The organism is Demequina lignilytica, from assembly GCF_030418305.1.
Lineage (GTDB): Bacteria > Actinomycetota > Actinomycetes > Actinomycetales > Demequinaceae > Demequina > Demequina lignilytica.
In genome coordinates, this window is the sequence record NZ_JAUHPX010000007.1 from 95,137 (window position 1) to 119,460 (window position 24,324).

Genomic DNA, 24,324 nt, shown 5'->3' on the forward strand with positions numbered 1-24,324 from the left:
CCACCCCGTGCGCCCCACGGGACCACCAGTTCCGCTGCGCACGCGACCTCCGCATCGTCCCTCCCCGCGCCGGCGCAATTACGCAACGCGATTGTTCGCTAATGGTTGACAGCGCGAGCGGCGGCCCCCTACGCTCGCACCGTTCAGGTAAGGCTCGCCTTAGTCCCCGCTCGGAAGGCCACCATGCTCGCCAACTACCTCATCGGGCTCCGTGAGGGTCTGGAGGCCGCGCTCGTCGTCGGCATCCTGGTCGCGTACCTGGTCCGGACCGACCGTCGCGGGCTGCTGCGCCAGGTGTGGTTCGGGGTCGGCATCGCCGCGGGCGTGTCGATCGGCGTGGGCGCGCTCCTCACGCTCGGCCCGCAGGGGCTGACGTTCGAGGCGCAGGAGGCGATCGGCGGCACGCTCAGCATCGTCGCGGTGGGCCTCATCACGTGGATGATCTTCTGGATGGGCAAGACCGCCCGCCACCTCAAGGGCCAACTGGAGAACGCGCTCGAGAACGCGATCTCCGTGGGCAAGGGCGCGATCGTCGCGATGGCGATGCTGGCCGTGGGCCGCGAGGGCCTCGAGACCGCGCTGTTCCTCTGGGCCGGCATCACCTCCGCCGGGTCGAGCCTCGCCCCGATCATCGGCGCGACCCTCGGCATCGCCACCGCGGTCGCGCTCGGCTGGCTCATCTACAAGGGCGCGGTGAGGGTGAACCTGCGCGTGTTCTTCCAGTGGACCGGCGTGTTCCTCATCATCGTCGCCGGCGGCGTGCTCGCCTACGGCGTGCACGACCTGCAGGAGGCCGGCATCCTGCCCGGCCTCAACACCCTCGCCTTCGACGTGAGCGCCACGGTGGCCCCCGGCTCCGTGCTCGGCACGCTCCTCAAGGGCGTCTTCAACTTCTCCCCCGCGACCACGGTGCTCGAGGCCGTCGCCTGGGTCGCGTACGTGGTGCCGGTCATGTGGATGTTCGTCCGCATGGCGTTCCGCTCGGGTCCGCCCGTGCCGCGCACCGCGCCCGCACGCGAGCCGGCAGCCGCCGCCGCATAACGCCTCCCCTCTCCACCCCGCTCACCCCTGACGAAGGATCACCATGCCTCGCCCCGCCCTCGCGCGCCTCGGCGCCGTCGCCGCCATCCCCGTGTCCGCCCTCGCGCTCGCCGCCTGCGTGCCCAACACCCAGGCGGACGGCGACACCATCGCCGTGTCCTCGACCGCCGACGCCTGCGACGTCGCGGCCACCGAGGCGCCGTCCGGCACGATCGTCTTCGACGTCACCAACGACGGCGACGACGTCACGGAGTTCTACCTGCTCGCCCCCGACGGCCTGCGGATCATCTCCGAGGTGGAGAACATCGGCCCGGGCATCACCCGCCAGCTGGTGGTCCAGGTGGGCCCCGGCGACTACCTGACCGCCTGCAAGCCCGGCATGGTCGGTGACGGCATCCAGGCCGCCTTCACCGTCACCGACTCGGGCGAGGACGTCATCTCCGGCGACAAGGCCGAGCAGCTGACCGCCGCCGGCGACTCGTACCTGCTGTACGTGCGCGACCAGATCCAGACGCTCGAGCAGAAGACCGCCGCGTTCCTCGAGGCCTACGTCGCCGGCGACGACGACACCGCCCGCGAGCTCTACGCCGACGCCCGCGTCCACTGGGAGCGGATCGAGCCCGTCGCCGAGTCGTTCGGCGACCTCGACCCGATGATGGACGCCCGCGAGGCCGACCTCGCGGAGGGCGAGGAGTGGACCGGCTGGCACCGCATCGAGAAGAACCTGTGGCCGCCGGCCGAGGGCTACGACCTCACCGACGCGGAGCGTCAGGAGCTGGCCGACAAGCTGGCCGCCGACACCGCCGAGCTCGCCGCGCGCGTGAACGCGGACGACTTCACCATCGACGCCTTCCAGGTGGGCAACGGCGCGAAGGAGCTGCTCGACGAGGTCGCGGCCGGCAAGATCACCGGCGAGGAGGAGATCTGGTCGCACACCGACCTGTGGGACTTCCAGGCGAACGTCGACGGCGCCGCGGTCGCGTTCGGCGTGCTCCGCGACGTCACCGCCGAGACCGACCCCGACCTGGTCGAGGAGCTCGACTCCCGCTTCGCCGAGCTGAACGAGCTGCTCGCGCAGTACGGCTCGATCGAGGAGGGCTTCGTGCTCTACACCGACCTCACCGAGGACCAGATCGTCGAGCTCGCCCGCGCGGTCGACGCGCTCGCCGAGCCGCTGTCGCGCCTCACCGCCGCGGCGGTCATCTAGGGTTCACCGCATGAGCGAGCAGCACCCCGCCACGGGCGCCGAGGACACCTCGGCGCCCGTCGGCGCGTCCCCCGATGCCGCCGTGGAGCCGGTCGATGCGGCGCCTCGCCGCGGGATGTCCCGGCGCGCCGTGCTGGGCACGGTGGGCGCCGCGGCCGGCGTCGCCGCCGTGGGAGCCGGCGGCTTCGCCGCCGGGCGCGCGACCGCCGACCCGCTCCAGCGCCACGCGTACGACTTCTTCGGCACCCACCAGTCCGGCATCGTCACGCCGCAGCAGGACCGCCTGCACTTCGCCGCCTTCGACCTCACCACGGACTCGCGCGCACGGGTGATCTCGCTGCTGCGCAAGTGGACCGAGGCGGCCGCGACCCTCATGACCGGCTCCGAGCTCGGCTCGGGCGCGGCCGGCGGCGCGTACGCCGCTCCCCCGGACGACACGGGCGAGGCGCTCGGCCTGCCCGCCTCGGGACTGACCATCACCTTCGGATTCGGGCCAGGCCTGTTCGACGACCGCTTCGGGCTCGCGGACCGCCGCCCGGCCCAGCTGATCGACCTGCCGAAGTTCTCCGGGGACACGCTCGACGAGCGCTACGTCGGCGGCGACCTGTGCATCCAGGCGTGCGCGGACGACCCGCAGGTCGCCGTCCACGCGATCCGCAACCTCTCGCGGATCGCGTTCGGCGACGCCGCGATCCGGTGGACGCAGCTGGGCTTCGGCCGCACGTCCTCCACCACGCGCGCGCAGGACACGCCGCGCAACTTCATGGGCTTCAAGGACGGCACCGCCAACCTGCGCGCCGAGGACGTGGACCTGGTCGACGAGCACGTCTGGGCGTCCGCCGACGACGGCGAGGAGTGGATGGCCGGCGGCTCGTACCTGGTCGCGCGCCGCATCAGGATCCTCGCGGAGAACTGGGACCGGACCTCGCTACAGCAGCAGGAGTCGGACGTCGGTCGCACCAAGGGCTCGGGAGCGCCGCTGTCGGGCGGCTCGGAGTTCACGGAGCCCGACTTCACGGTGACGGGACGCGACGGCGAGCCGCTCATCCGGCCCGACTCGCACGTGGCGCTCGCGCACCCCAGCGCGAACGGCGGGGCGCGCATGCTGCGCCGGGGCTACAACTTCACCGACGGCGCGGACGACCTCGGGCGCCTCGACGCCGGCCTGTTCTTCCTCGCCTACGTGCGCGATCCCGCGACCCAGTTCGTGCCGATCCAGAACGCCCTGTCGAGCCACGACGTCATGACCATCGAGTACCTGCGCACCACCGGCTCCGCCCTGTTCGCGATCCCCCCGGGCGTGCCCGCGGGCGCGACGCTGGGCTCCGACGGGGGCGCGTTCGTCGGCGAGGCGCTGTTCGCGTGACGCCGGCGACGGGTCCGTCCTAGTAGGACGGCCGCTCGTCGGGATCCTCGGCGCACCAGCGCGCGGCGAGCGCCTCCGATCCCCGCGCCAGCATCGCGACGTCCGCGGCGACCAGCACGAAGGACGCACCCGCCTCGACGTAGGACGCTGCGACGGCCGGGTCGAACGCGTTGACGCCCACGGGCGTGCCCGCGGCGCGCACGGCGTCGAACGCCCGCAGCACCGCGGCGGTCACCTCGGGATGCGTCTGCTGCCCGAGCAGGCCCATCGACGCGGCGAGGTCGCTGGGACCGACGAACACCGCGTCGATACCGTCGACCGCCGCGATCTCGCCGGCCGCCTCGACCGCGGCCGCCGTCTCCACCTGCACCATCAGCGACACGTGGCGGTCCGCATCGTCCAGGTAGCCGTCGACCCGGTTCCACCGAGCCGAGCGGGCGAGCGCCGATCCCACGCCGCGGCGTCCGCGGGGCGGGTAGCGGACCGCCTCGACGGCGGCCCGCGCCTCGGCGGCGCTGCTCACCATCGGGACCAGCACGCTCTGGGCGCCCAGGTCGAGCACCTGCTTGAGCAGCACCGGGTCGTTCGCGGGGACGCGCACCACGGGCACCGTCGGGTAGGCGGCGACCGCCTGCAGCTGGGCCAGCACCTCGGGGAGGCCGTTCGGTCCGTGCTCCATGTCGATCAGCAGCCAGTCGAGCCCGCCGCCCGCGCAGATCTCGGCGACCACGGGCGAGCCCGAGCACACCCACATGCCCGCGAGCGGGCGGTCGGCCGAGGCCAGCCGCTCGCGCATGGGACGACCTAGATGAAGCGGCATGTCACGACCCCCAACGGTCCGTAGTCGCAGGCGACCTCGTCGCCCGGGTGCACCCACATCGGCCGGGTGAACGAGCCCGCGAGGATGATCTCGCCGGCCTCGAGCCGGTCGCCGTGGGCATGGAAGCGGTTGGCGAGCCAGGCGACGCCGGTCGCGGGGTGGCCGAGCACGCCGGCGGCGACGCCGGTCTCCTCGATCTCGCCGTTGCGCGCCAGGAGCGCCGCGACCCAGCGGAGGTCCACGTCCTCCGGCGCGACGCGCGTGTCGCCGACGACCATCGCCCCGTAGGCGGCGTTGTCGGAGATGGTGTCCACGATGGTCCGGCCCTCGAGCTGGATGTGGCTGTTGAGCACCTCGAGCGCCGGCACCACGGACTCGGTGGCGGCGAGCACGTCCGCGAGCGTGCAGTCGGGACCCTGGAGCGGCTCGCGCAGCACGAATGCGAGCTCGACCTCGATCCGCACGTTGGAGTAGTCGGCATGCCGCAGCTCGGCGCCCGACGGGAACACGGTGTCCTCGAACATGACCCCGTAGTCGGGCTCGGTGATCCCGGTGGCGGCCTGCATCGCCTTCGAGGTCAGGCCGATCTTGCGGCCGGCGATGCGCCGACCCGCCGCGAGCGCCTTGTCGCGCCACACGCCCTGGATCGCGTAGGAGTCCTCGACCCGGGCGTCCGGGTAGCGCGCCGTGATGCGCTCGATCACGGCGTGGTCCCGTTCCGCCTGCGCGAGCTCCTCGGCGATCGCGTCGATGGTCGCGCGGTCAAGCCCCACGGCGGTCCTCCTCGTAGCGCGCGCGCCACCGCGCGTCCATCGGGAACAGCCCGTCGAGCGGGTGGCCCTCGGCGACGCGGGCGGCGACCCACGCGTCCTCGTCCTCCTGCGCGAGCGCGGCCTCGGCCACCTCCTGCGCGAGCGCGGGCGGGATCACCACCACGCCGTCGGCGTCGCCGACGATGACATCGCCCGGCTGCACCGAGGCCCCGCCGCAGGCGATGGTCGCGTCCGCCTCCCACGGGACATGGCGGCGGCCCAGCACCGCGGGGTGCGCGCCGGCGGCGAAGACCGGCATCCCCGCCTCGGCCACGGCGGCGGCGTCCCGCACCCCGCCGTCGGTGACGATCCCGGCGGCGCCGAGCGTCTGCGCGCGCAGCGCCAGGATGTCCCCCAGGGTGCCCGAGGTGGCGTCGCCGCGCGCCTCGATCACGATCACGTCGCCCGGACCGACGGCGTCGAAGAGCCGCTTCTGGGCGTTGTAGCCGCTCGCGTGCTCGGCGAACAGGTCGGGACGATGCGGGATGTACCTGAGCGTGCGGGCGGTGCCGACCAGGCGCTGGCCGGGCACGAGCGACGCGACGCCGTCGAGGTGGATGGACTCGTAGCCGCGCTTGCGCAGCTGCGCGGACAGGCCCGCGGTGGGGACCCGCTCGAGCAGCGAGCGGAGCTCCGGGGACAGCGATGTCATGCGGGCCCTCTCAGTGAATGGCCAGGTAGTCCTCGAGCGTATCGGGCGTGGCGGTGAGCATCGGCTCGGTGATCACCTCGCCCGGGAACTCGCTCGCCTCGAAGAACCACCGACGCGAGGCCGGCATCCCCCACTGCTGGGCGCGACGCGGGTCGGACACATCCCAGCGGATCGGCTCGTCCTCGAGGTCGATGAACTGGTAGTGCGTGGTGAACAGCTCGATGCGGTGCTGGTCGGGGTCCCGCAGGTACAGGAAGAGCGCGTTCGAGATGCCGTGGCGCCCGGGGCCGCGATCGATCTCCTGGCCGAAGCCGCGCGCGCCGGCGACGTCCGCCGCGTGGATGATGTGGGTCGCGTCGGGCACCGTGTAGGCGAAGTGGTGCAGGCGGGGTCCGCGGCCGTTGGTGAAGACCAGGTCGTGGGTGTTGCCCTTGACCTCCATCCACGAGCCCCACAGCTCGTCGGTGCCGTCCTTGGCCGTGTACTCCGACATGCGCATGCCCAGGCCGGTCCAGAAGTCGGTGGCCTCCTGCACGTCGTAGGTGACCACCTGATAGTGGTCGAGCCGCTGCGGCGCGCCCGCGACGAACTCGTCGAACGCCGCCATCCTGCGCTCCACCAGCGACATCTCGGAGGTGATCTCCATGAGGGTGCCCACGGGGTCGCGGAAGCGCAGGGTGGGACCCTGGTGATCGACCTCGACCCGCTCGTGCTCGATGCCGACGGCCTTGAAGTACCTCTCCGCGTTCAGCACGTCGCTCTCGCGCTTGACACGCAGGCCGACGCGGTGGGCCTTGGCCTCCGGCGTCCACTCGAGCACGAGCGAGTGGTGGCACGCCTCCTCGAGGCCGCGCATGTAGATCGCGGTGTCGGTCTCCTCGGTGACCACCAGCCCGACCGTGTCGCGGTAGAAGTCGCGGCTCTTCTCGAGGTTGGTGCAGCCCATGCGGACGTGGCTGGCGCGGGTGATCTCGAACGCCGGGTCGTGGTTGGTGACGGGCAGGGTCATGGGGGGCTCCTGGGGTGATCGTCGTTGACCGATGCCCTCAGCATCGCCGTGCCGGGCGCCGCGGGGAACTATCGAAGGCGTTCTCAGCCATACATCTGGTGTATGGCGGAGGTTGCTCGATAGCATCGTCCTCATGGAGCTCAGGCACCTCCGCTACTTCGCCGCCGTGGCCGAGGCGGGCTCGCTCACCGCGGCCGCCGAGCGGCTGCACATGTCCCAGCCCCCGCTGTCCGTCGCGATCGCGAAGCTCGAGGCGGAGCTCGGCGTCACGCTGCTCGAGCGCACCTCCCGCGGGGTCGAGCCCACCTCGGCCGGGCGCTTCCTGCTCGACCAGTCCTCCCGCGTGCTCGGCGAGGTCGACGAGATGGTCGCCAGCCTCGGACGATTCGGGGCGGGCACCGCCGGCGTGCTCACGCTGGCGGCCGTCCCCGCGCTGCTGTGGCACCGGATCCCCACGCTGCTGCGCGCGCATGCGGCCGCGGCGCCCGACGTCGAGGTGCGCCTGATCGACCCGCCGCCGTGGACCGCGATCGACATGCTCCAGCAGCGTCGGGTGGACGCCGCCGCGATCCTGGTGGCGGACGCGCGCCGCTTCGCGTCGCGCCATCGCGGGCAGCTGGAGGTGATCGACTGGGGCGAGGTCCCGCTGGTCGCGGCCCTCCCCCCGGGCGCGGACGATGCCCCGGATCCGCTGCCGCTCGCGACGTTCGACGGGGCGACGGTCGTGATGCCGCGCGGCACGGCCGCCGTGCCCAGCCTGCCCGAGGCGATCGACGCGACCTTCCGGCGCCACGGCATCGTCCCCGGACGGGTGCGGACCGTCGAGACCATCCAGACCTCGGTGCCGCTCGTCGAGGCGGGCCTGGCGCGCGCCGTGCTGCCCGACCCGGACCTGGCGAGCCTCGCGCGGTTCGGCCTCACCCTGCGGCGGATCACGCCGGAGCCGTCGCCCCTCCGCGCGCTCCTGCTGGTGCGAGCGGACGCCAGGCGGGAGCCCGCGCTGGACCAGCTGATCCGGCACGTCGCAGGCACGACGCCGTCAGATCCGATGTGATGTGCGATACGATCGCAGCGCGGGCCGGGCGGGACCACACGGTCGCGCACCGCTCCGACGACGCAGCGAGAAGGAGGCCCGGCAGTGGCCGTGAGCAAGGCTGACCAGGCCTACGAGATCCTCAAGGCGCGGATCATGGACGGGCACTACGGCCCCGGCTACCGCCTCGTGATCGACCAGCTCGCGCGCGAGCACGGCATCAGCTCCGTGCCGTGGCGGGAGTCCCTGCGGCGCCTCGAGGCCGAGGGCTGGGTGGACATCGTGCCCAACGTCGGCGCGCTGGTGAAGACGTTCGACACCGACGCGTGGCAGCGGACCCTGCGCCTCCTCGCCCGGATCGAGGGGCTCGCGACGTCGCTGTCCGCCCCGTCGCTCACGTCCGACGACATCGCGGAGGCGCGCCGGCTCAACCAGGCCATGCGCGACGCTCTCGCCAACTTCGACACCTCGCACTTCGGGCGCATGAACCGCGAGTTCCATGAGCTGCTGTGCTCGCGTTGCGACGACGAGCGGCTGACCGGCATGGTCCATCACGAGTGGAGCCGCCTGGAGCTGATCCGGCGCTCGGCCTTCTTCTACGCCCCCGGGCGCGCGCTGGCCTCGCTCACCGAGCACGACCAGCTGATCGACCTCATCGAGGGCGGCGCGGACGCGGACATGATCGAGACCGCCGCCCGCCGCCACGAGCTCAACAACCTCACCGCCGTGATGGAGGACGCCGAGCGCAACAGGGCCGCCCAGGCCTGACGCCGGCCAGCCACGGGATGCCTCAGAGCGGGGTGCTCACCTCGCGGTGCAGCGCGAACAGGCCCGCCACGGCGTCGGCGGGAGCCCGCCCGATGCCGCACTCCGTCGCGATGCCGAACTCCGGCACCGCCGCCCGCGCGGCGACGATGCGCCGCCCCGCCCCCTCCGCCCCGTCCTGGCGGTGCACCAGGCCCAGGAACAGGTCCGTGCCCGCGGGGAGCTGGAGCGACGCGAGCGGGGCGAAGTAGGCCTCGTCGTCACGCTCGATCGGCACCGGCAGGTGAATCCAGTCGATGCGGCGGTCGGCCACGTCGATCAGCATCTGGGCGAAGCGGGCCAGGAACCCCGCGTCGGTCGGCTCGACGTAATGCTTCTCGCCGATGTCGCCGTAGCAGAGGTGGTAGCCGAGCGCGACGTCGGCGGGCACCTGCGCGGCCTGGCGCGCGGCGCGCTCGGCCAGCGCGGCCCAGATGTCCTCGCCGAACCAGCCGCGATCCGTCGAGCCCCGGTACCCCGCACCCTCGAGGTAGCCGAACTCGAGGGCGTTGTCCCACTGGATCGCGAGCCGCTCGTGGGGGATCGCCGCGAGGATCTGCGCCAGCTCCGCGAACAGCGCGCGCTCGTAGACCGGCTCGAAGCGCTCGCGGTCGTCCTTCGCGACCATCGAGCCCACCACGCCGACCGGGGTCGGCAGGGAGACCTGGAAGCGGGTGCGTGCGGGGATCACGCCCTCACCCTGCAGCCGCGAGAACACGGCCCACGACTCCAGCGCCGCCTCGGCGTATCCGAGCGGCGCGAGCTCGAGCGTCTGGAGGTCGAGGCCGGCGGGCACCGCGATCTTCCTGATGTCCAGCGTGCCCACCATGATCGGGTGGTCGCCCTCGCGCTCCAGGCCGGGGGTGCGCGCCATCCGGTCGGGCTGGAACGCCACCCAGTGGAAGCGGTCGCCCACCTCGCCGTCGGGCATGCGCGCGAGCCGGTCGCCCAGCTCCGCGGCGGCCGTGCGCATCACGGTCTCGGCATCGGGCAGGTTGATCGAGCCGACCAGGTGGGCGGCGTGCGGGGTGTACGTCATGGGGAGGCCTCTCGCGACGGGGGACGATGCGCGCCGGCGGGCGCGGGAGTCGCGCCATTCTGGCACGTCCCGGCTGGGTCACGCGGGGCGGGCGGCCCTCCACTGCCGCAGGTACGCCTTGCCGTAGTCGTTGCCGTTCGGCAGGCGCAGCGTGGTGTGCACGTGGAAGCGCTGCGGCACCCGGTTCGACAGCCAGACTCCCGCGTGGTGGTCGAGCTCGGCGAGGATCACCGGGCTCTGGATACGGAAGTAGAACGGCTGCGATCCATCCGTGGCGCCGTACCAGGCAAGATGAGTCTCGGGGAGATAGTCGGCCACCTCGGAGAGCGCACGCTCGCGCTGCGCGTCCGGCAGCAGCAGGAGGAAGTCCTCCACGATCGCGCGCAGCAGCACCCGCTGCGCCGACGTGAGCCGGTCCGCGCGGATCCCCTCGTACGGGATCACGCGGTTGTCGCGGAAGGCCCCGGCGAGGTGGCGTTCGTCCGCCGGGTGCACGCGGCCCTCCGGCATGGCGGGATCGAGCACGGTGGCGTAGACGACCGCCTCGCCGCGCTGCTCGGCCGAGAGCGACTCCGCCAGCTCGATCGCCAGCCGCTCGCGCGCGTCGAACAGGGGGGCGCGCTCGCCGTCCGACAGCGCCGGCTCCGCACCGATGAAGACGGGCGCGATCACCTGGCGCCCTCCGACGAACACGACGTTGAGCGCGAGGTGATGACCGAAGAGCTGCCAGCCCCACGGCGCGTCGACGGAGGGGGTGCCGTACAGCGCGATCCAGTAGGAGCGGTCGTTCATCAGCGTCTCGAGGCCGGTCAGCTCCCCCAGGTAGCCGTTCAGCTCCATCGCCTCGCGGGCGCGGGCGTAGCCCGCGGTGCTCAGAGACGCCCGCATGAGCGCGTGGACGGCCTCGACCACCGCATCGTCCTGCTCCTCGAGCCGCAGTCCCACGCGGTGGATCACGAACTCGGGGTTGGACCAGGCGCGCCAGTCGGGCGCGTCGAGATCGTGCAGCAGCGCCTCCCGGCGCTCAGCATCGAGCAGGTCCACGAGCACCCGCGCCGCGTCGACCGGCTCGGGATCGTTCGGACGCGCCTCACCCAGCGGGTGCACGCCGTCGCGCACCACACCCCCGGTGGTGATGCCGACGAACGGCTGCTCGTAGAGCGACCGCCAGTCACCCAGGAGCGCCTGGACGAAGTCCGGGCTGCGCTTGATGGCGGAGAACTCGTCGACGCCCATGCCCCGCCACGGCGCGAGCTTCTCATCGTCGAGCGGGTACAGGAACGCGGTGTACGAGTCCTGCGAGAGCGTGACGGCCTCCTCCCGCGCCGTGACGCGCGCGGTCGAGAACGAGCCGTCGATGTCGTGGTCGGCGGTCATGCCGAGCCTCCTTCCGGGATCCGGACCGTCGGCCGGGGACAGGGTCAGGTCAGCGGGAGGCGACCAGGTCGCCCTCCGGGGCCGGCTGGTCGCCGCGCTCCCGTCGCGCGGCGCGCGCGGCGCGACGCTCCTCCCGGCCCTCGGGGTGGGACGCCGGGCTGGCGGCGAGCAGCGTCCGGGTGTACGGGTGGTGGGGGTCCGCGAACAGCTCGGCCGCGCCGCCCTGCTCGACGAGGACGCCCTTCTTGAGCACGCCGATGCGGTCGCAGATGTGCCGCACCACGCCCAGGTCGTGCGCGATGAACAGGTAGCTGACCCCGCTCGCGGCCTGGAGGTCGGCGAGGAGGTTCACGATCTGCCCCTGCGTCGACAGGTCGAGCGCCGCGACCGCCTCGTCGCAGATCACCAGGCGCGGCTTGAGGGACAGGGCTCGCGCGATCGCGACGCGCTGCAGCTGGCCGCCCGACATCTCCGCCGGGAAGCGCTGCAGATGCGCGGCCGAGAGGCCCACCTGCTCGAACGCCTCGACGGCGCGGTCGTGCCGGGCCGCACGGCCCTTGACCCCGTGACGGCGCAGCGCATCGGTGACCGCGCGACCCACGTGATGGCGCGGGTTGAGCGACGCGGCCGGGTCCTGGAACACCGCCTGGACGTCGCGCCGATAGCTGAGCGGCGCCTCGCGGCCCATGGTGGTGATGTCCGTGCCGTCGAACTCGACCACGCCTCCCGACAGGGGCGCGAGGCGCAGGATCGCGCGCCCGGTGGTCGACTTGCCGGAGCCGGACTCGCCGACCAGCCCGTACGTCTCACCGGCGCCGATGTGGAAGCTGACGTCCTTGACCACGTCGACCTTGCGACGGCGGAGCGCGGCGGCACCGCCCACGTCGTAGGACACCGTGAGGTTGCGGACGTCGAGCAGCGGTCGGTCAGTCATGGTGCGCACCCTCCAGCACGACCTCGTCGGTGCGGACGCATCGCACGTCCTCGGTCAGCGCGACCGGCGCCTCGAGGCAGCGCTCGGTGGCGAAGGCGCAGCGGCCCGCGAAATGGCAGCCGAGCGGCCACTCCCCCGCGAGCGGTACCCGGCCCGGGATGGTGGGCAGCCGGTCGACGTCGCGGTCGATCGCCGGGTGCGCGGCGAGCAGCGCCGCCGTGTAGGGGTGACGCGGCCGGTCGAACACGGCATCGATGGCGCCCTTCTCCACGATCTGGCCCGCGTACATGACGGCCACGCGGTCGCAGGTCTCCGCCACCACGCCCAGGTCGTGGGTGATCGCGATCACGGCCATGCCGAGCCGCTCGCGCAGGTCGAGCACCAGGTCCAGCACCTGGCTCTGCGTGGTGACGTCCAGCGCCGAGGTCGCCTCATCGAGGATGAGCACGTCGGGGTCGCCCGCGATCGCGATGGCGATCGCGACGCGCTGCGCCATGCCTCCCGAGAACTCGTGCGGGTACTGATCGAGGCGCCGCTGGACGTCATCGACCCCAACCAGCTCGAGGAGCTCGGCGGCGCGCGCACGGGCGTCCCGCTTCGACATCCCGTGGTGGGCGCGGATCGGGTCCGTGAGCTGCCGGCCCACCGTATGCACGGGCGACAGGTTCGACTGCGGGTTCTGGAACACCACCGCCAGCCGGCTGCCGCGGATCGCCCGCATCCGCTTGTCGGACATCGCGGTGAGGTCCGTGCCGTCGAGCAGCACCCGGCCGCCCTCGAGACGCACCCCGGCGGGCAGCATCCCGAGCGTCGCGCGCGCGAGCATCGACTTGCCGGAGCCCGACTCGCCCAGCAGCCCGAGCACCTCGCCGCGGCGCACCGTGAGGTGGACGTCGTCGAGGAGCGGCACCGCCTCGCCGGCGGGACGGTCGAGGGCCACGGACACGCCGCGAAGGTCGAGCACCACGTCGCGCTCGGCGACCGCGGCGGCCACGCGCGCGTCGTGCTCCGCCCGGGAGGTCGCCCGGGCGGCCTCGACGGCCGCCAACGTGAGGCGCTGGGCCTTGCGCGCCTTGCGACGGGTCCGCCGGCGTCCCGACAGCGCGTCGTTGATGCCGTCGCCGAGCAGGTTGAACGCGAGCACCGTCACGACGATCGCGACGCCCGGCGGGATCGCCATCAGCGGGTGGTCCGCCTGGTGCTCGGCGGCGAACCGCAGCATCCCTCCCCAGGAGGGCTGATCGTCGGGCAGGCCCAGGCCCAGGAAGGACAGCGCCGCCTCGACCTTGATGGCGTTGCCGAGGAAGACCGCACCCTGGACCGCGAGCGGGCCAGCGAGGTTGGGCAGCACCTGGCCGAAGATGACCTGGCGATGGCTCAGCCCCGACACGCGTGCGGACTCGACGTAGAGCTTCTTGCGTTCGGTCAGCGTGATCGCCCGCACCACCCGCGCGAAGTTCATGGAGAAGATCAGGCCGATCGCGAAGATCAGGATGAGCATGCCGCGACCCAGGATGGCGATCACGACGAAGCCGATCATGATCCCGGGAAGGGCGTCGGCGACGTCCATGCCTCGCGAGCCGATGCGGTCGTACCAGCCGCCCTTGTAGCCGAGGATCAGGCCGAACGGCACTCCGATCAGCATGGCGACCAGGACCGATCCTCCGGCGACCACCATGGCGGTCCGCGCGGCGAAGATCAGCTGGCTGAGGATGTCACGGCCGAGGTCGTCGGTTCCGAGCAGGTGGTCGGCGGTGGGCGGCGAGAACACCGCGGTGAAGTCGGTGTCGTCAGGCGCGTACGGGGCGAGCAGCGGGGCGAACGCGGCCACGACGGCGACGCCCAGCACCACGATCGCCGACACGAGGGTGAGCGGCTGGTGGCGCAGGCGCCCCCAGAGCTGGCGGGGTCCCGCGGCCTGGCGCGCGGTGGGGGACGATGCGGCGGGTGCGCCGACGGTGGGGACGGTCATGCGGGCCTCGCCTGGGGGTTGATGAGTCCGTAGCAGATGTCGAGCAGCAGGTTGACGGCGATCACGAGCGTCGCGGTGAGCAGCACCACGCCCTGCACGACCGGGAAGTCCTGGCCGATGGTGCTGGTGAGCATCAGGGAACCGAGCCCGGGGAAGGAGAACACCCGCTCGATCACGAAGCTGACGCCGATGAGGATCGCGAACACCACGCCCGCGGAGGCGAGCACCGGCACCAGCGCGTTCTTGACGCCGTAGCGGTACAGGACGCGACCGCGGGAGACTCCGGCCGCCGTGAGGGTGTCCGTGTAGGGCGCGGCGAGCGCGCTCACCATCGCGGCGCGCGTCTGGCGCGCGATGATCGCGCCGCCGGTCAGCCCCAGGGTGAGCGACGGGAGGATCAGACCCCGCAGCCACCCCAGCGGGTCCTCGCTCAGGGGCACCCAGCCGACGATCGGCAACCAGCCGAGCCAGGAGGCGAACACCGTGGTGAGGATCATGCCGAGCCAGAACTCGGGGATGGCGATGCCGAGCACGGTGCCGCCGGTGAGCACCCGGTCGGCGGTGGTCCCGGGGCGGGTGCCGGTGTACACACCGACACCCACCCCGATCACGAGGGCGACGATCATCCCGCCGAGGATCATCGACAGGGTCGCGGGCATCCTCTGCGCCAGCATCTCGGTGACGGGCAGGCCGGAACGGTAGGCGGTGCCCAGGTCTCCCGTGAGCAGGCCGCCGAACCATTCGACCATCCGCTCGAGCGGAGGGCGGTCGAGCCCGAGCTGCTGCTCCACCTGAGCGATCGACTCCGGCGTGGCGGCCACCCCGAGGATGGCCGCCGCCGGGCTGCCGGGCACCAGGTACGTCAGCGAGAACACGAGCACGGACACCACCAGCAGCTGCGGCACGGCGAAGCCGAGGCGGTAGAGGACGAGCTTCCCCATCGAAGATCTCCTAGGGTCGGACGAGGGTCACGCTACCGGCGGTCACTCGCCGGCGGGGCGAAGGTCGCGGTAGTTGATCAGCACGGTCTCGTACGGCTGGCTGGGCACGTCCGCGCCGGTGACGTTGTCGCTGTTGACCACCACCTGCTCCTCGCTGGCGATGTGGGCGCAGGTGAGCGCCTCGTCGGCGATGACCTTGGTGACCTCGGCCCACAGCGCGTCCGCCTCCTCCGACGCGCCCGCGGCGATCGCCGCGTCGGCGGCCGCCTTGAGCTCGTCGCTCTCGACGCCCGAGGGGTTGCCGGGGGCGTCCGCCGCGAACCACGACGCGTACCAGTCGTACGGGGTCAGCTCGTCGTTCGAGCCGAGACCGATCGGGTACTTGCCGGAGTTCCACTCGGAGAAGTACTGCGGCGGCGGCGCCTCCTGGACGGCGATCTCGATGCCGATCTCGCCCATCTGCTCGGCGTAGATGGTGATCTGCTTGTTGTTGAAGACGGTCGACATCATCTCGCCCGAGATCGACGGGCTGCCCGCCTCGGCCATCAGCGACTCGGCCATGCCGAGGTCGTGGGTGTAGCCCGTGACCTCGGGGTTGTAGCCGGGCGTGCCCTCCGCGAAGTGCTGCGTCGTGACGGTGACGTCGGGCTCGAGGTCGGCGACCACCTGGGTGTCGATCGCGTAGCACGCCGCCTGGCGGACCTTCACGTCCTCGAACAGCCCGCCGGGACCACGGTCGAAGAACATCGGGTTGTTGCGGATCGCGGGGTACGTGACCAGCTGGAAGCCGCCCGCGCCCTCGAAGGTGCTCCACTGGTCGACCTCGGAGTCGGTGATGTCGATCTCGCCGTTGATCATCGCGGTGGTGGCGGCGTTGTCCTCCTGGATCGCGAAGAGCTGGACGGTCTCATAGGCCGGGACCTCGTCCCAGTAGCCGTCGTACGCGACGAAGGCCATGCGCGTGCCCGCGATCGACGCGGCCTCGTCGTAGGCCCACGGTCCGGTGCCGACAGGCGTCTGGGCGATGGTGCCCGCCTCGATCGCCGCGGGGCTCGCCATCGGGGCCGCGCGCGTCGAGAGCGTGGTGAGCAGCGACGGCGACGGCTGCGCGAGGTTGAAGGTGACCGTCAGGTCGTCGACCACGTCGATCGACGTGATGACCTGGAACGGACCCGCGTAGGGACCGGGCGTCGACTGGATCAGCTCGATGTTCGCCTTGACGGCCTCGGCGTCGAACGGGGTGCCGTCGTGGAAGGTCACGCCGTCCTGCAGCGTCAGCGTGAGCGCCGTGTCGGTCTGCTCCCACGAGGCGGCGAGCATCGGCTCGACGGCGCCGCCCTCGCCCAGCTGGGTGAGGTTCTCGTACGGCACGCGCATGTAGCCGGCCTCCATCTCGGCGCCGGGCGCCCAGCTCTCGGGGAAGCCGCCCCAGTTGACGCGCAGCACGGAGCCGGCGACCACGCCGGATGCCGATGCGGTCTCCGACGTCTCAGAGGTGGGCTCGGGGGTGCCGGTCTCGTCGCTCGTGCCGCTGCACGATGCGAGCACCAGCGCCAGGGCCGTGGCCGGGATGGCCGTGCGGGCGAGGCGGATGTGTGTCTTCATTGCCACTGCTGCTCCTGTCTTCGCTCCATTGCGAATGCGATGCACCCGGGTTGTGCATCGTCCTCGGCGTCCCGGTTCCTTCATCTCGTGGCGGTGTCGGCACCATCGCCGTCGCGCCCTCGACTCCCGGGAGGCCTCGTGTGCGAAATCGTATGCGAAGTTGTGCGAGAAAGCCAGGCCCGCCGTCGAGGGACTTTGGTCCCGATTCGGTAACGGCCCCTCGCCGCCCCCCTTCGCACCCCCGGACGGCCCGCACGGGATCGGGCGAGACGCGCCGGCGAGAACCGGCGCATCGTGCCTCCGCCGCGGCGTGTCGCCGCGAGATCCGTGCGGGCCGTCCGGAGGGGCGGGCCATCAGACCGCCAGGTTGAACATCTTCTTGGCGTTGCCGAACAGGATCGCCTCGCGATCCTCCTCGGAGATGTCCAGCGTGTTCTTCACGAAGTCGACCCCCTGGCTCATCCAGGAGTAGAAGACCGGGAAGCTCGACCCGAACATGTAGTGGTCGGCGCCGTTGATGCGCAGCGCCGCCTCCACCTGCTCCTTGCCCCACGAGTGCGGGTGGGTCATGTCGAAGAAGATGTTGTTCTCCAGGTAGGACTTGATCGCCTCGCCGCCCGTGGGGTCGAGCCGCTGCATCGCCTCGGCCTTCGGCGGGCGGTGCGGCGTGAGGAGCGCCGTGTTGGCGAACCAGTTGCCGCCGAACATCGTGTGCGTGAACTTGAGGTTGGGGTACCTGCCGAACATCCCCGAGAACAGCTCACGCCCGACCGCGGTCGCCTGGTCCTGGATGCGGCCGAACTCGCGACGGAAGTTCGTGTAGTCGATGATCGAGCGCCACTCCACCGGCAGCGGCGTGTGGTGCACGATCACGGGCACGTTCAGGTCGTTGATCACGGACAGGTAGGGCTCGAAGGCCTCGTCGTCCAGGTACAGCTGCCCGTAGTGGCACGCGAGCTGGACCGCCACGGCGCCGTTGTCGAGGCAGCGCTTGAGCTCGTCGACGTTGTCCTGGCCACCCCACGGCGGCACGCAGGCGGTGGAGAACAGGCGGCCGCCGGACCTCTTGACGATCTCGTGGGCGTTGTCGTTGACCGCCTTGCAGGTGTCGAGCCGCAGCCACTCCTGCCACACGGGCACGCGCATGATGCCGTAGTCGACGCCCGCGTCGTCCATGGCACGGAGCTTGGCGTCGACGGAGTAGTCCCCCTCGACGTAGTTGAGGTTCTGGTAGCCCTTGGGCTTCTCGAGGATCAGCTGCTTGCGGCCGTCCTCCATCTCGGCGACGGTGGCGATCTCGCCGAAGCCGCGCGGCGCCGTCGACAGGAAGCCGTCGAGCATGGCCGGGTTGTCGAAGAGGTCCTCGGGCAGGTGGTGGATGTTGATGTCGATGACAGGCATGGGTGGTTCCGTTCGTTCGGTCTGATCTGGGGGCGTCCCGGCGGGACGATGCGGTGGATCAGAACGACGGCGGGGCGAGGCTGCGCCCCTTGTGGACGCCGCGCGCGAAGGGCCCTCCCGCGCCGCGTCCGCGGCGCGCGCCGGCCCCGGTCGCCGGGGTGGAGGTGGCGGGCATCGGTCTCCCTCGCATCGTCGCGGGCGGTCCGGAGGAACGGATCGTGTGCGAAAGACTATGCCACGGAGCGCCACCGCTCCACCACGAATCGCTCAGCATGGCAGCGCCGCGCTCAGAGCTCGCGGGACTTTCGGCCCTATCGCACTTGAAATCGTGTGCGATTGCTCGTACGCTCGCATCACGCTTCACGGCCGATCACGTCCCCGATCGCCGGACGCCGCCGTCCCGGGCACCGCCGCCCGGGATCGCCCGTCCCCGCGGGACCGTGCCGGCCGCCCGAGACAGGAGACGGCGCCGGATGGCACAGCTCAGCACCCGCGACATCGCGTACACCGTCGACGGCACCCGCATGCTCGGGATGCTCGTCGCCCCCGAGGGCGCCCACGGGCTCCCCGCGGTGGTGCTGTTCCACGACGCCTTCGGCCTGGGCGAGGATGCGATCGCCGCGGCGCACCGCATCGCGCGGCTCGGCTTCGCCGTGTTCGCCGCGGACGTCTGGGGGGACCGCGTCACCCCGACCGATGAGAGCCAGATCGGCCCGCTGATCGGCGGGATGGTCGGCGACCGCCCCCGGTGGCTCGCCCGCGTCGCGGCGGCGCACGCGACCGCGGCGGGCCAGCCCGAGATCGACGGCGCCTCCCTCGTGTCGATGGGCTTCTGCTTCGGCGGGTCCTCCGCCCTCGAGCACCTGCGCGCCGGCGGAGGCTCGCGCGCGGTGATCGCGATCCACCCCGGGCTCGACCTGCTGGCGGACGGCTGGGACGAGGCGCACCCGGGCGCCCGGGTCCTGCTCTGCGCGGGCGCCGCCGACCCGATGGCGACCGCGGAGCAGCGCGATGCGCTCGAGGCCGCGCTCACGGGCGCCGGCATCGACTGGGAGGAGCACCTCTACAGCGGCACGCGCCATGCGTTCACCAGCCCCAAGGCCGTCCGCTCCCCCATGCCCGACGTCGTCGCCTACCACCCCCGCAACGCGATGCGCGCGTGGGCCGCGACCGAGACCTTCCTGCTCGAGCTGCTCGCCGAGCCCGCCGCCGTCCCCGCCTGACCGACCACCCGCCCGACCCTCGACCCACCCCGGACGCCCCGTCGACGACGACGGGGCAGATTGAAGAGGACACCATGCTGGACATCGCCATCATCGGAGCCGGACCCGCCGGGCTGGCCATGGCCCTGCGCCTGGACCAGCAGGGCTTCCGCCCGACCATCTACGAGACCGTGCAGGAGCTGAAGCCCCTCGGCGTCGGCATCGACGTGAAGGTCTACGGCACCAAGGAGCTCATCGAGCTGGGCGTGTACGACAGGTTCAAGGCGATGTCCGTCGACGCCGAGGACTCGATCTTCTTCAACAACCACGGTCAGGAGATCTACGCGGAGAAGTGCGGCGTGCACATGGGCTACGTGCACGAGCAGCGCTTCGTCCACCGCGGCTACCTGCAGATGATGCTGTTCGAGACCGTGGTCGAGCGCATGGGCGCCCAGACGGTGGTCCAGGGCGCCCGCCTGCTGGAGTACCGCAACGTCGACGGGGGCGTCGAGTTCGACCTCCAGCACGCGGACGGCACCGTCGAGACCAGGCGCGCGGACCTGCTCATCGCCGCCGACGGCATCAAGTCCGTCGCCCGCCGCCAGATGCACCCGAACCAGGCGGAGCCCGTGTACTCCGGCATCACGATGTACCGCGGCACCACCCTGATGGAGCCCTTCCGCGGCGGCCACACCATCCTGCACATCGGCGCCCCCCAGATCGCCTCGATGATCGTCTACCCGATCGCGGAGGACTTCGAGGGCACCGGCAAGGTGCTGGTCAACTGGGTGGTCGAACGGGAGCGGGACCAGACGGTCGAGGACTGGAACCAGGTGGGCTCGGTCGACGAGATCCTGCCGTACTTCGACACCGTCAAGATCCCGTTCCTCGACGTCCAGCAGATGCTGCGCGACAACCGCGAGGTCTACCTGTTCCCCCTGATCCGCCACGAGCCGCTCGACAGCTGGTCGGACGGCCGCGTGGTGCTGATCGGCGACGCGGCGCACGCGATGTACCCCCGCGGCGGCAACGGCGCCTGCCAGGCGATCGTCGACGGCGGCGTGCTGGCCGGCAACCTCGCGACCATGCCGGTCGAGGAGGCGGTGGCCGCCTTCGAGCAGGCGCGCATCCCGCGCGTCAACGCCATGGTGATGGCCCACCGCGGCGAGGGCTACGAGGTGATCCGCCGCATGGTCGCCGAGCGCACCGGCTGCGAGCCGTTCGAGGACATCGAGGAGGTCCTGCCGCTCGCGGAGGCCGACGCGATCTTCTCCAAGTACCACTCGATGGTGGGCCAGCCGCGGCCCGGCTTCGAGGCAGGCGAGCCCACCGGCTTCCGTACCTGGCAGGTGGAGGCCAACGCCTGATGGACCTGGGAATCTCCGGCCGTGTCGCGCTGGTCGCCGCCTCCTCGCAGGGGCTGGGGCTCGCGTGCGCGGCGTCGCTCGCCCAGGAGGGGGTGCGGGTGACGCTCAACGGTCGGGACGACTCCCGGCTCGAGGCCGCGGCGGCCCGCCTCCGCCGCGCGGTCCCGGGCGCCGAGGTCGGCGTGGTCACCGCCGACCTCACCACCCCGGAGGGGCGGGGGCGCATCGTCGCCGCCCTTCCGGAGGTGGACATCCTGGTGACCAACAACGCGGGTCCGCGCCCCGGGCCGTACTCCGCGTGGGACGCGGACGCCCTCCACGAGGCGCTGGCGCAGAACGCGGTCCCCGCGGTCGAGCTCATGCGGGCCTACCTGCCCGGCATGCGTGCCCGCCGCTTCGGACGCATCGTCAACATCACGTCCGCCATGGTGAAGAGTCCGGCCGCCGACATGGGCCTGTCCGCCTCCGCCCGCGCGGCGCTCACCGCCGCCGCCAAGTCCATCTCCAAGGAGGTTGCGGCCGACAACGTGACGGTCAACAACCTGCTGCCGGAGCGGATCGACACGCCTCGACAGGAGTTCATGGCGCGCAGAAGGATGGAGCGGGACGGCATCACCCGCGACGAGGCGTACGCCGCGATCGCGGCGACCGTCACCGCGCGGCGGCTGGGCCGTCCCGAGGAGCTCGGCGACGCCTGCGCGTTCCTGTGCTCCGCGCAGGCCGGCTACATCACCGGACAGAACCTCCAGCTCGACGGCGGAACCTACGAAGGACTGATATGACCCACGTGACCGAGGCGGACGTCGCCGTCCGCGCGCAGCTGCTCGACCTCGAGGAGCGACGTCGGCGCGCCCTCATCGACGTCGATCTGGACGCGCTCGACGACCTCTACGACGACTCGCTGATCCACATCCACGCGCCCGGGCTGGTCCACACCAAGGCGATGCTGCTCGAGCACACCGCGACCCGCCGCCCGTACCTCGACATGTCGCGCGGAGACCTGCTGATCCGCGTGATCGGCGACGTCGCCGTGATGACCGGCCTGCTGACCAACGAGCTGCGCAGCCCCGACGGCACCACGCGCACCGTGCGTGGCGAGGTCACCCAGGTGGTGCGCCGCTGCGACGACGGCGCGTGGCGCTACGTGAGCTTCCAGATGACCCCCCTCACCGCTCAGGTGTGGGGCGCCCTCCCCTCCGAGACGAAGGACTGACTGATGAAGATCGCCCGCTACCGCATCGGCTCCGGCCCGGTCCGGCTGGGCCGCGTGGACGGCGCCAGGGTGACCGAGATCTCCGGCGTCGCCGGGATCGGCGCGTCGCTCAAGGAGATCCTGCCGCGGCTCGGCGAGCTGCGCGACCAGATCGCCGACGCGGCCGGCGACACCCATGCCCTGTCCGAGGTGACGCTGCTCGCGCCAGTCGACGAGCCGCAGAAGTACCTCGGCATCGGCATGAACTACAAGGAGCACGCCGAGGAGGCGCGCCAGGCGGGGATCCCGATCCCGACCAGCCAGCTGTGGTTCAACAAGCAGGTCTCCTGCATCGTCGGCCCCCACGCCGACGTGGAGAAGCCGATCGTGTCCGACGCCCTCGACTACGAGATCGAGCTCGCCGTGGTGATCGGCCGCCGCTGCCGCCACGTCGGCGCCGCCGACGCGCGGTCGGTGATCGCGGGCTACATGGTCGCGAACGACGTGTCCGTGCGTGACTGGCTGCAGAAGCGCTCCCCCACCTTCACCCTCGGCAAGTCGTTCGACACCCACGGGCCGCTCGGCCCGTGGCTCACCACGGACGACGAGGTCCCCAACCCGCTGGACCTGGGGATGCGGCTGACGGTGAACGGCGAGGTCCGCCAGGACTTCCGCACGAACGACATGATCTACGACATCTACGAGCAGATCGCCTACCTCTCGACGGTCATGACCCTGATGCCGGGCGACATCCTCGCGACGGGCACGCCCGCCGGGATCGGCGCCCCGACCGGCAGCTTCCTCCGCGTCGGCGACGTGGTCCGCGCCGAGATCGAGGGCCTGGGCGCGATCGAGAACACGATCGTCGCGGAGCCGGCGGTCTGACCATGCCGCGCCGCGAGAGCATCGACCTCGACGGGTTCGCGCACGCGAACCCGATCCCGGCGGCGTCCCGGATCGGCTCGCTGCTGTTCTCCGGGGTGCTGACCGGGCGCGACGCCGCCACCGGCAGCATGCCGGCGACGCTCGACGAGCAGTGCGTCGCGGTGTTCGCGCGGGTGCGGGAGCTGATGCAGGCGGCCGGCGGCTCGACGGACCACATCGCGAAGATGACGTTCTGGCTCGCCGACTACCGCGACCGGACCGCGCTCAACCGCGAGTGGCTCGCGATGTTCCCCGACCCCGCCTCGCGCCCGGCCCGCCAGGCGATGGCCGCCTCCCTCGACGGCGGCTGCCTCATCCAGTGCGACCTGGTCGCCGTGATGGACGATGCGGGGGGCGCGGGGCCCGCCTCGCCGTGACCCGCGCGCTTCCCCGGATGACGCGGCTGCTGCCGCTCCTCGCGGTGCTGACCGCTCTGGCGCCGCTGTCCGTCGACATCTACACACCCTCGCTGCCGGCGATGCAGGACGAGCTCGGCGGCGCGGACTGGCTCGCCCAGGCGTCGATCACCACCTTCCTGCTCGGGATCGGGATCGGCCAGCTCGTGTGGGGCCCGCTGAGCGACCGCCACGGGCGCCGTCCCGTGGTGCTCGCCGGGGTGGCCGGCTGGACGGTCGCGTCGCTGCTGAGCGCGCTCGCCTTCTCGCCCGAGATGCTGGTGGGGGTGCGGCTGCTCGCCGGGCTGTGCGGGGCGGCGGGGATCGCGGTCGCGCGCTCGATCGTGAGGGACGTCTCCGATGACACCTCGACCATGGCGTCCCGCATCGGGATGCTCGCGATGGTGACCGCGCTCGCGCCGGTGCTCGCGCCCGTGCTCGGCGCGGGACTCGCCCACGTGTGGGGCTGGCGCGCCGACTTCGTGACCCTGGCCGGCCTGGGCGGCGTGATCGTGCTCCTGTTCTCGCTCGCGGTGCCTGAGACGCTGCCGCGGGAGCACCGGACGCCAGGCGGCCCGTCCTCGGTGGTCCGCGCGCTCGCACGGGCGGCTCACCACCGCGAGGTGCGGGGCGCCGCCCTGTCGCTGGGCGTGCACTCGTTCGGGTTCTACGCGTACATCGCGAGCGCCTCGTTCATCGTGGAGCGCGAGCTCGGGCACCCTCCGGCGGTCTTCGCCCTGGTGTTCGGGACCAACGCGGTCGCCGTGATCCTCGGCAACACCGTCTTCCGGCGGGCCGTGCGATCGCTGCACCCGGCCGGTCCCCTCGGGGTCGGCTACGCGCTGTGCACGATCGCGGGCCTCGGCCTGCTGATCGCGGCCTCGGGCTCCGGCGCGCCCGCAGGGGTGCTGTGGGCCTGCGCGATGGTCTACGCGTTCGGCCAGGGGCTCGTGCTCCCCGGAGCGCACTCCTGGGGACAGACCACGGTCGTCGCCTCCGGAGCGGCCTCGGCGCTGACGGGCTCCGCGCAGTTCCTCGGCGGCGTGCTCGGCTCGCCCATGACCGGGCTGATCGGCATCTCGGCCGCCCACCTCGGCGCCGTCCTCGCCGCCGCCTCGGGCGCGGCCGGCGCCGTCTGGCTGCTCACCCGCTCGTCGCTGTCGCCGTCCCCGACCCCCGCATCGTCCATCTGAAGGGAAGACCCATGCGCCCCACCGAGTCCACCGAGCCG

General features: G+C 72.1%; 22 protein-coding genes and 1 pseudogene. 12 read left to right on the forward strand and 11 right to left on the reverse strand.

The window, feature by feature from the left end; all coding sequences use genetic code 11:
* Positions 1–183 precede the first annotated feature (183 nt).
* Genes efeU through efeB form a run of 3 tightly spaced genes read left to right on the forward strand, consistent with a single transcriptional unit; the run spans position 184 to position 3,614 of the window.
* Positions 184–1,041, forward strand: coding sequence for an iron uptake transporter permease EfeU (efeU, locus tag QQX10_RS11720; protein ID WP_301121398.1), 858 nt, complete (start codon positions 184–186; stop codon positions 1,039–1,041).
* Between the two features lie 43 nt (positions 1,042–1,084).
* Positions 1,085–2,248 carry an iron uptake system protein EfeO gene (efeO, locus tag QQX10_RS11725; protein WP_301121400.1) on the forward strand — a complete coding sequence of 388 codons (1,164 nt, stop codon included), beginning with the start codon at positions 1,085–1,087 and terminating at the stop codon, positions 2,246–2,248.
* Positions 2,249–2,258: 10 nt separating this feature from the next.
* Positions 2,259–3,614, forward strand: a complete 1,356-nt coding sequence (gene efeB, locus QQX10_RS11730; RefSeq protein ID WP_301121402.1) for an iron uptake transporter deferrochelatase/peroxidase subunit — start codon at positions 2,259–2,261, stop codon at positions 3,612–3,614.
* A 19-nt stretch (positions 3,615–3,633) separates the two neighbouring features.
* Here the strand turns inward: efeB and QQX10_RS11735 are convergent, their stop codons facing one another.
* The 4 genes and pseudogenes from QQX10_RS11735 to hpaD all read right to left on the reverse strand — a co-directional run bounded on the left by QQX10_RS11735 (position 3,634) and on the right by hpaD (position 6,907).
* Entirely contained in the window at positions 3,634–4,434 is an 801-nt protein-coding gene (locus tag QQX10_RS11735; protein ID WP_301121404.1) for an aldolase/citrate lyase family protein, read from the reverse strand.
* On the reverse strand, positions 4,419–5,207 hold the full coding sequence (locus tag QQX10_RS11740; RefSeq protein WP_301121406.1) for a 2-keto-4-pentenoate hydratase: 789 nt from the start codon (positions 5,205–5,207) through the stop codon (positions 4,419–4,421). Before QQX10_RS11740 ends, QQX10_RS11735 begins: the two co-directional genes overlap by 16 nt.
* Positions 5,197–5,892 (reverse strand): annotated as a pseudogene (locus tag QQX10_RS11745) (RraA family protein); the annotation flags it as partial. The gene QQX10_RS11740 and the pseudogene QQX10_RS11745, both read right to left, overlap by 11 nt.
* 16 nt (positions 5,893–5,908) lie before the next feature.
* The gene (gene hpaD, locus QQX10_RS11750; RefSeq protein ID WP_301121408.1) at positions 5,909–6,907 is read right to left on the reverse strand and encodes a 3,4-dihydroxyphenylacetate 2,3-dioxygenase; all 999 of its coding nucleotides are present in this window, start codon (positions 6,905–6,907) and stop codon (positions 5,909–5,911) included.
* Between the two features lie 133 nt (positions 6,908–7,040).
* Between hpaD and QQX10_RS11755 the strand changes: the two genes are divergently transcribed.
* Complete coding sequence (locus QQX10_RS11755) at positions 7,041–7,961, forward strand: LysR family transcriptional regulator (RefSeq protein ID WP_301121410.1); 921 nt, start codon at positions 7,041–7,043, stop codon at positions 7,959–7,961.
* Between the two features lie 90 nt (positions 7,962–8,051).
* Entirely contained in the window at positions 8,052–8,708 is a 657-nt protein-coding gene (locus QQX10_RS11760; protein WP_301121412.1) for a GntR family transcriptional regulator, read from the forward strand.
* A 22-nt stretch (positions 8,709–8,730) separates the two neighbouring features.
* Here the strand turns inward: QQX10_RS11760 and QQX10_RS11765 are convergent, their stop codons facing one another.
* The 7 genes from QQX10_RS11765 to QQX10_RS11795 all read right to left on the reverse strand — a co-directional run bounded on the left by QQX10_RS11765 (position 8,731) and on the right by QQX10_RS11795 (position 18,013).
* A complete protein-coding gene (locus QQX10_RS11765) occupies positions 8,731–9,783 on the reverse strand; it encodes a hypothetical protein (RefSeq protein ID WP_301121414.1) in 1,053 nt (350 codons plus the stop codon).
* Positions 9,784–9,861: 78 nt separating this feature from the next.
* Positions 9,862–11,160, reverse strand: coding sequence for a DUF3500 domain-containing protein (locus tag QQX10_RS11770; protein ID WP_301121416.1), 1,299 nt, complete (start codon positions 11,158–11,160; stop codon positions 9,862–9,864).
* Between the two features lie 49 nt (positions 11,161–11,209).
* Entirely contained in the window at positions 11,210–12,094 is an 885-nt protein-coding gene (locus tag QQX10_RS11775) for an ATP-binding cassette domain-containing protein (protein ID WP_301121418.1), read from the reverse strand.
* A complete protein-coding gene (locus tag QQX10_RS11780; protein ID WP_301121421.1) occupies positions 12,087–14,066 on the reverse strand; it encodes a dipeptide/oligopeptide/nickel ABC transporter permease/ATP-binding protein in 1,980 nt (659 codons plus the stop codon). Before QQX10_RS11780 ends, QQX10_RS11775 begins: the two co-directional genes overlap by 8 nt.
* Positions 14,063–15,007 (reverse strand): ABC transporter permease, encoded by a 945-nt coding sequence (locus QQX10_RS11785; protein ID WP_301121423.1) that lies wholly within the window; start codon positions 15,005–15,007, stop codon positions 14,063–14,065. Before QQX10_RS11785 ends, QQX10_RS11780 begins: the two co-directional genes overlap by 4 nt.
* A 42-nt stretch (positions 15,008–15,049) precedes the next feature.
* The gene (locus QQX10_RS11790; protein WP_301121424.1) at positions 15,050–16,612 is read right to left on the reverse strand and encodes an ABC transporter substrate-binding protein; all 1,563 of its coding nucleotides are present in this window, start codon (positions 16,610–16,612) and stop codon (positions 15,050–15,052) included.
* Positions 16,613–16,966: 354 nt separating this feature from the next.
* Positions 16,967–18,013, reverse strand: a complete 1,047-nt coding sequence (locus tag QQX10_RS11795) for an amidohydrolase family protein (RefSeq protein ID WP_301121425.1) — start codon at positions 18,011–18,013, stop codon at positions 16,967–16,969.
* Positions 18,014–18,486: 473 nt separating this feature from the next.
* On the opposite strand from QQX10_RS11795, the gene QQX10_RS11800 reads away from it, so the two are divergent.
* The 7 genes from QQX10_RS11800 to QQX10_RS11830 all read left to right on the forward strand — a co-directional run bounded on the left by QQX10_RS11800 (position 18,487) and on the right by QQX10_RS11830 (position 24,286).
* A complete protein-coding gene (locus QQX10_RS11800) occupies positions 18,487–19,236 on the forward strand; it encodes a dienelactone hydrolase family protein (protein ID WP_301121426.1) in 750 nt (249 codons plus the stop codon).
* Between the two features lie 74 nt (positions 19,237–19,310).
* Positions 19,311–20,582: an FAD-dependent monooxygenase gene (locus tag QQX10_RS11805; RefSeq protein ID WP_301121427.1), complete on the forward strand. Its 1,272-nt coding sequence runs from the start codon at positions 19,311–19,313 to the stop codon at positions 20,580–20,582.
* Positions 20,582–21,364 (forward strand): SDR family oxidoreductase, encoded by a 783-nt coding sequence (locus QQX10_RS11810; RefSeq protein WP_301121428.1) that lies wholly within the window; start codon positions 20,582–20,584, stop codon positions 21,362–21,364. Before QQX10_RS11805 ends, QQX10_RS11810 begins: the two co-directional genes overlap by 1 nt.
* Positions 21,361–21,795, forward strand: coding sequence for a YybH family protein (locus QQX10_RS11815; protein WP_301121429.1), 435 nt, complete (start codon positions 21,361–21,363; stop codon positions 21,793–21,795). The genes QQX10_RS11810 and QQX10_RS11815 overlap by 4 nt, the downstream gene beginning before the upstream one ends.
* 3 nt (positions 21,796–21,798) lie before the next feature.
* Entirely contained in the window at positions 21,799–22,659 is an 861-nt protein-coding gene (locus QQX10_RS11820; RefSeq protein WP_301121430.1) for a fumarylacetoacetate hydrolase family protein, read from the forward strand.
* A 2-nt stretch (positions 22,660–22,661) separates the two neighbouring features.
* Positions 22,662–23,075, forward strand: coding sequence for a RidA family protein (locus tag QQX10_RS11825; protein WP_301121431.1), 414 nt, complete (start codon positions 22,662–22,664; stop codon positions 23,073–23,075).
* A gap of 17 nt (positions 23,076–23,092) precedes the next feature.
* Positions 23,093–24,286 (forward strand): multidrug effflux MFS transporter, encoded by a 1,194-nt coding sequence (locus tag QQX10_RS11830; protein WP_301121432.1) that lies wholly within the window; start codon positions 23,093–23,095, stop codon positions 24,284–24,286.
* The last annotated feature ends 38 nt before the right edge of the window (positions 24,287–24,324 follow it).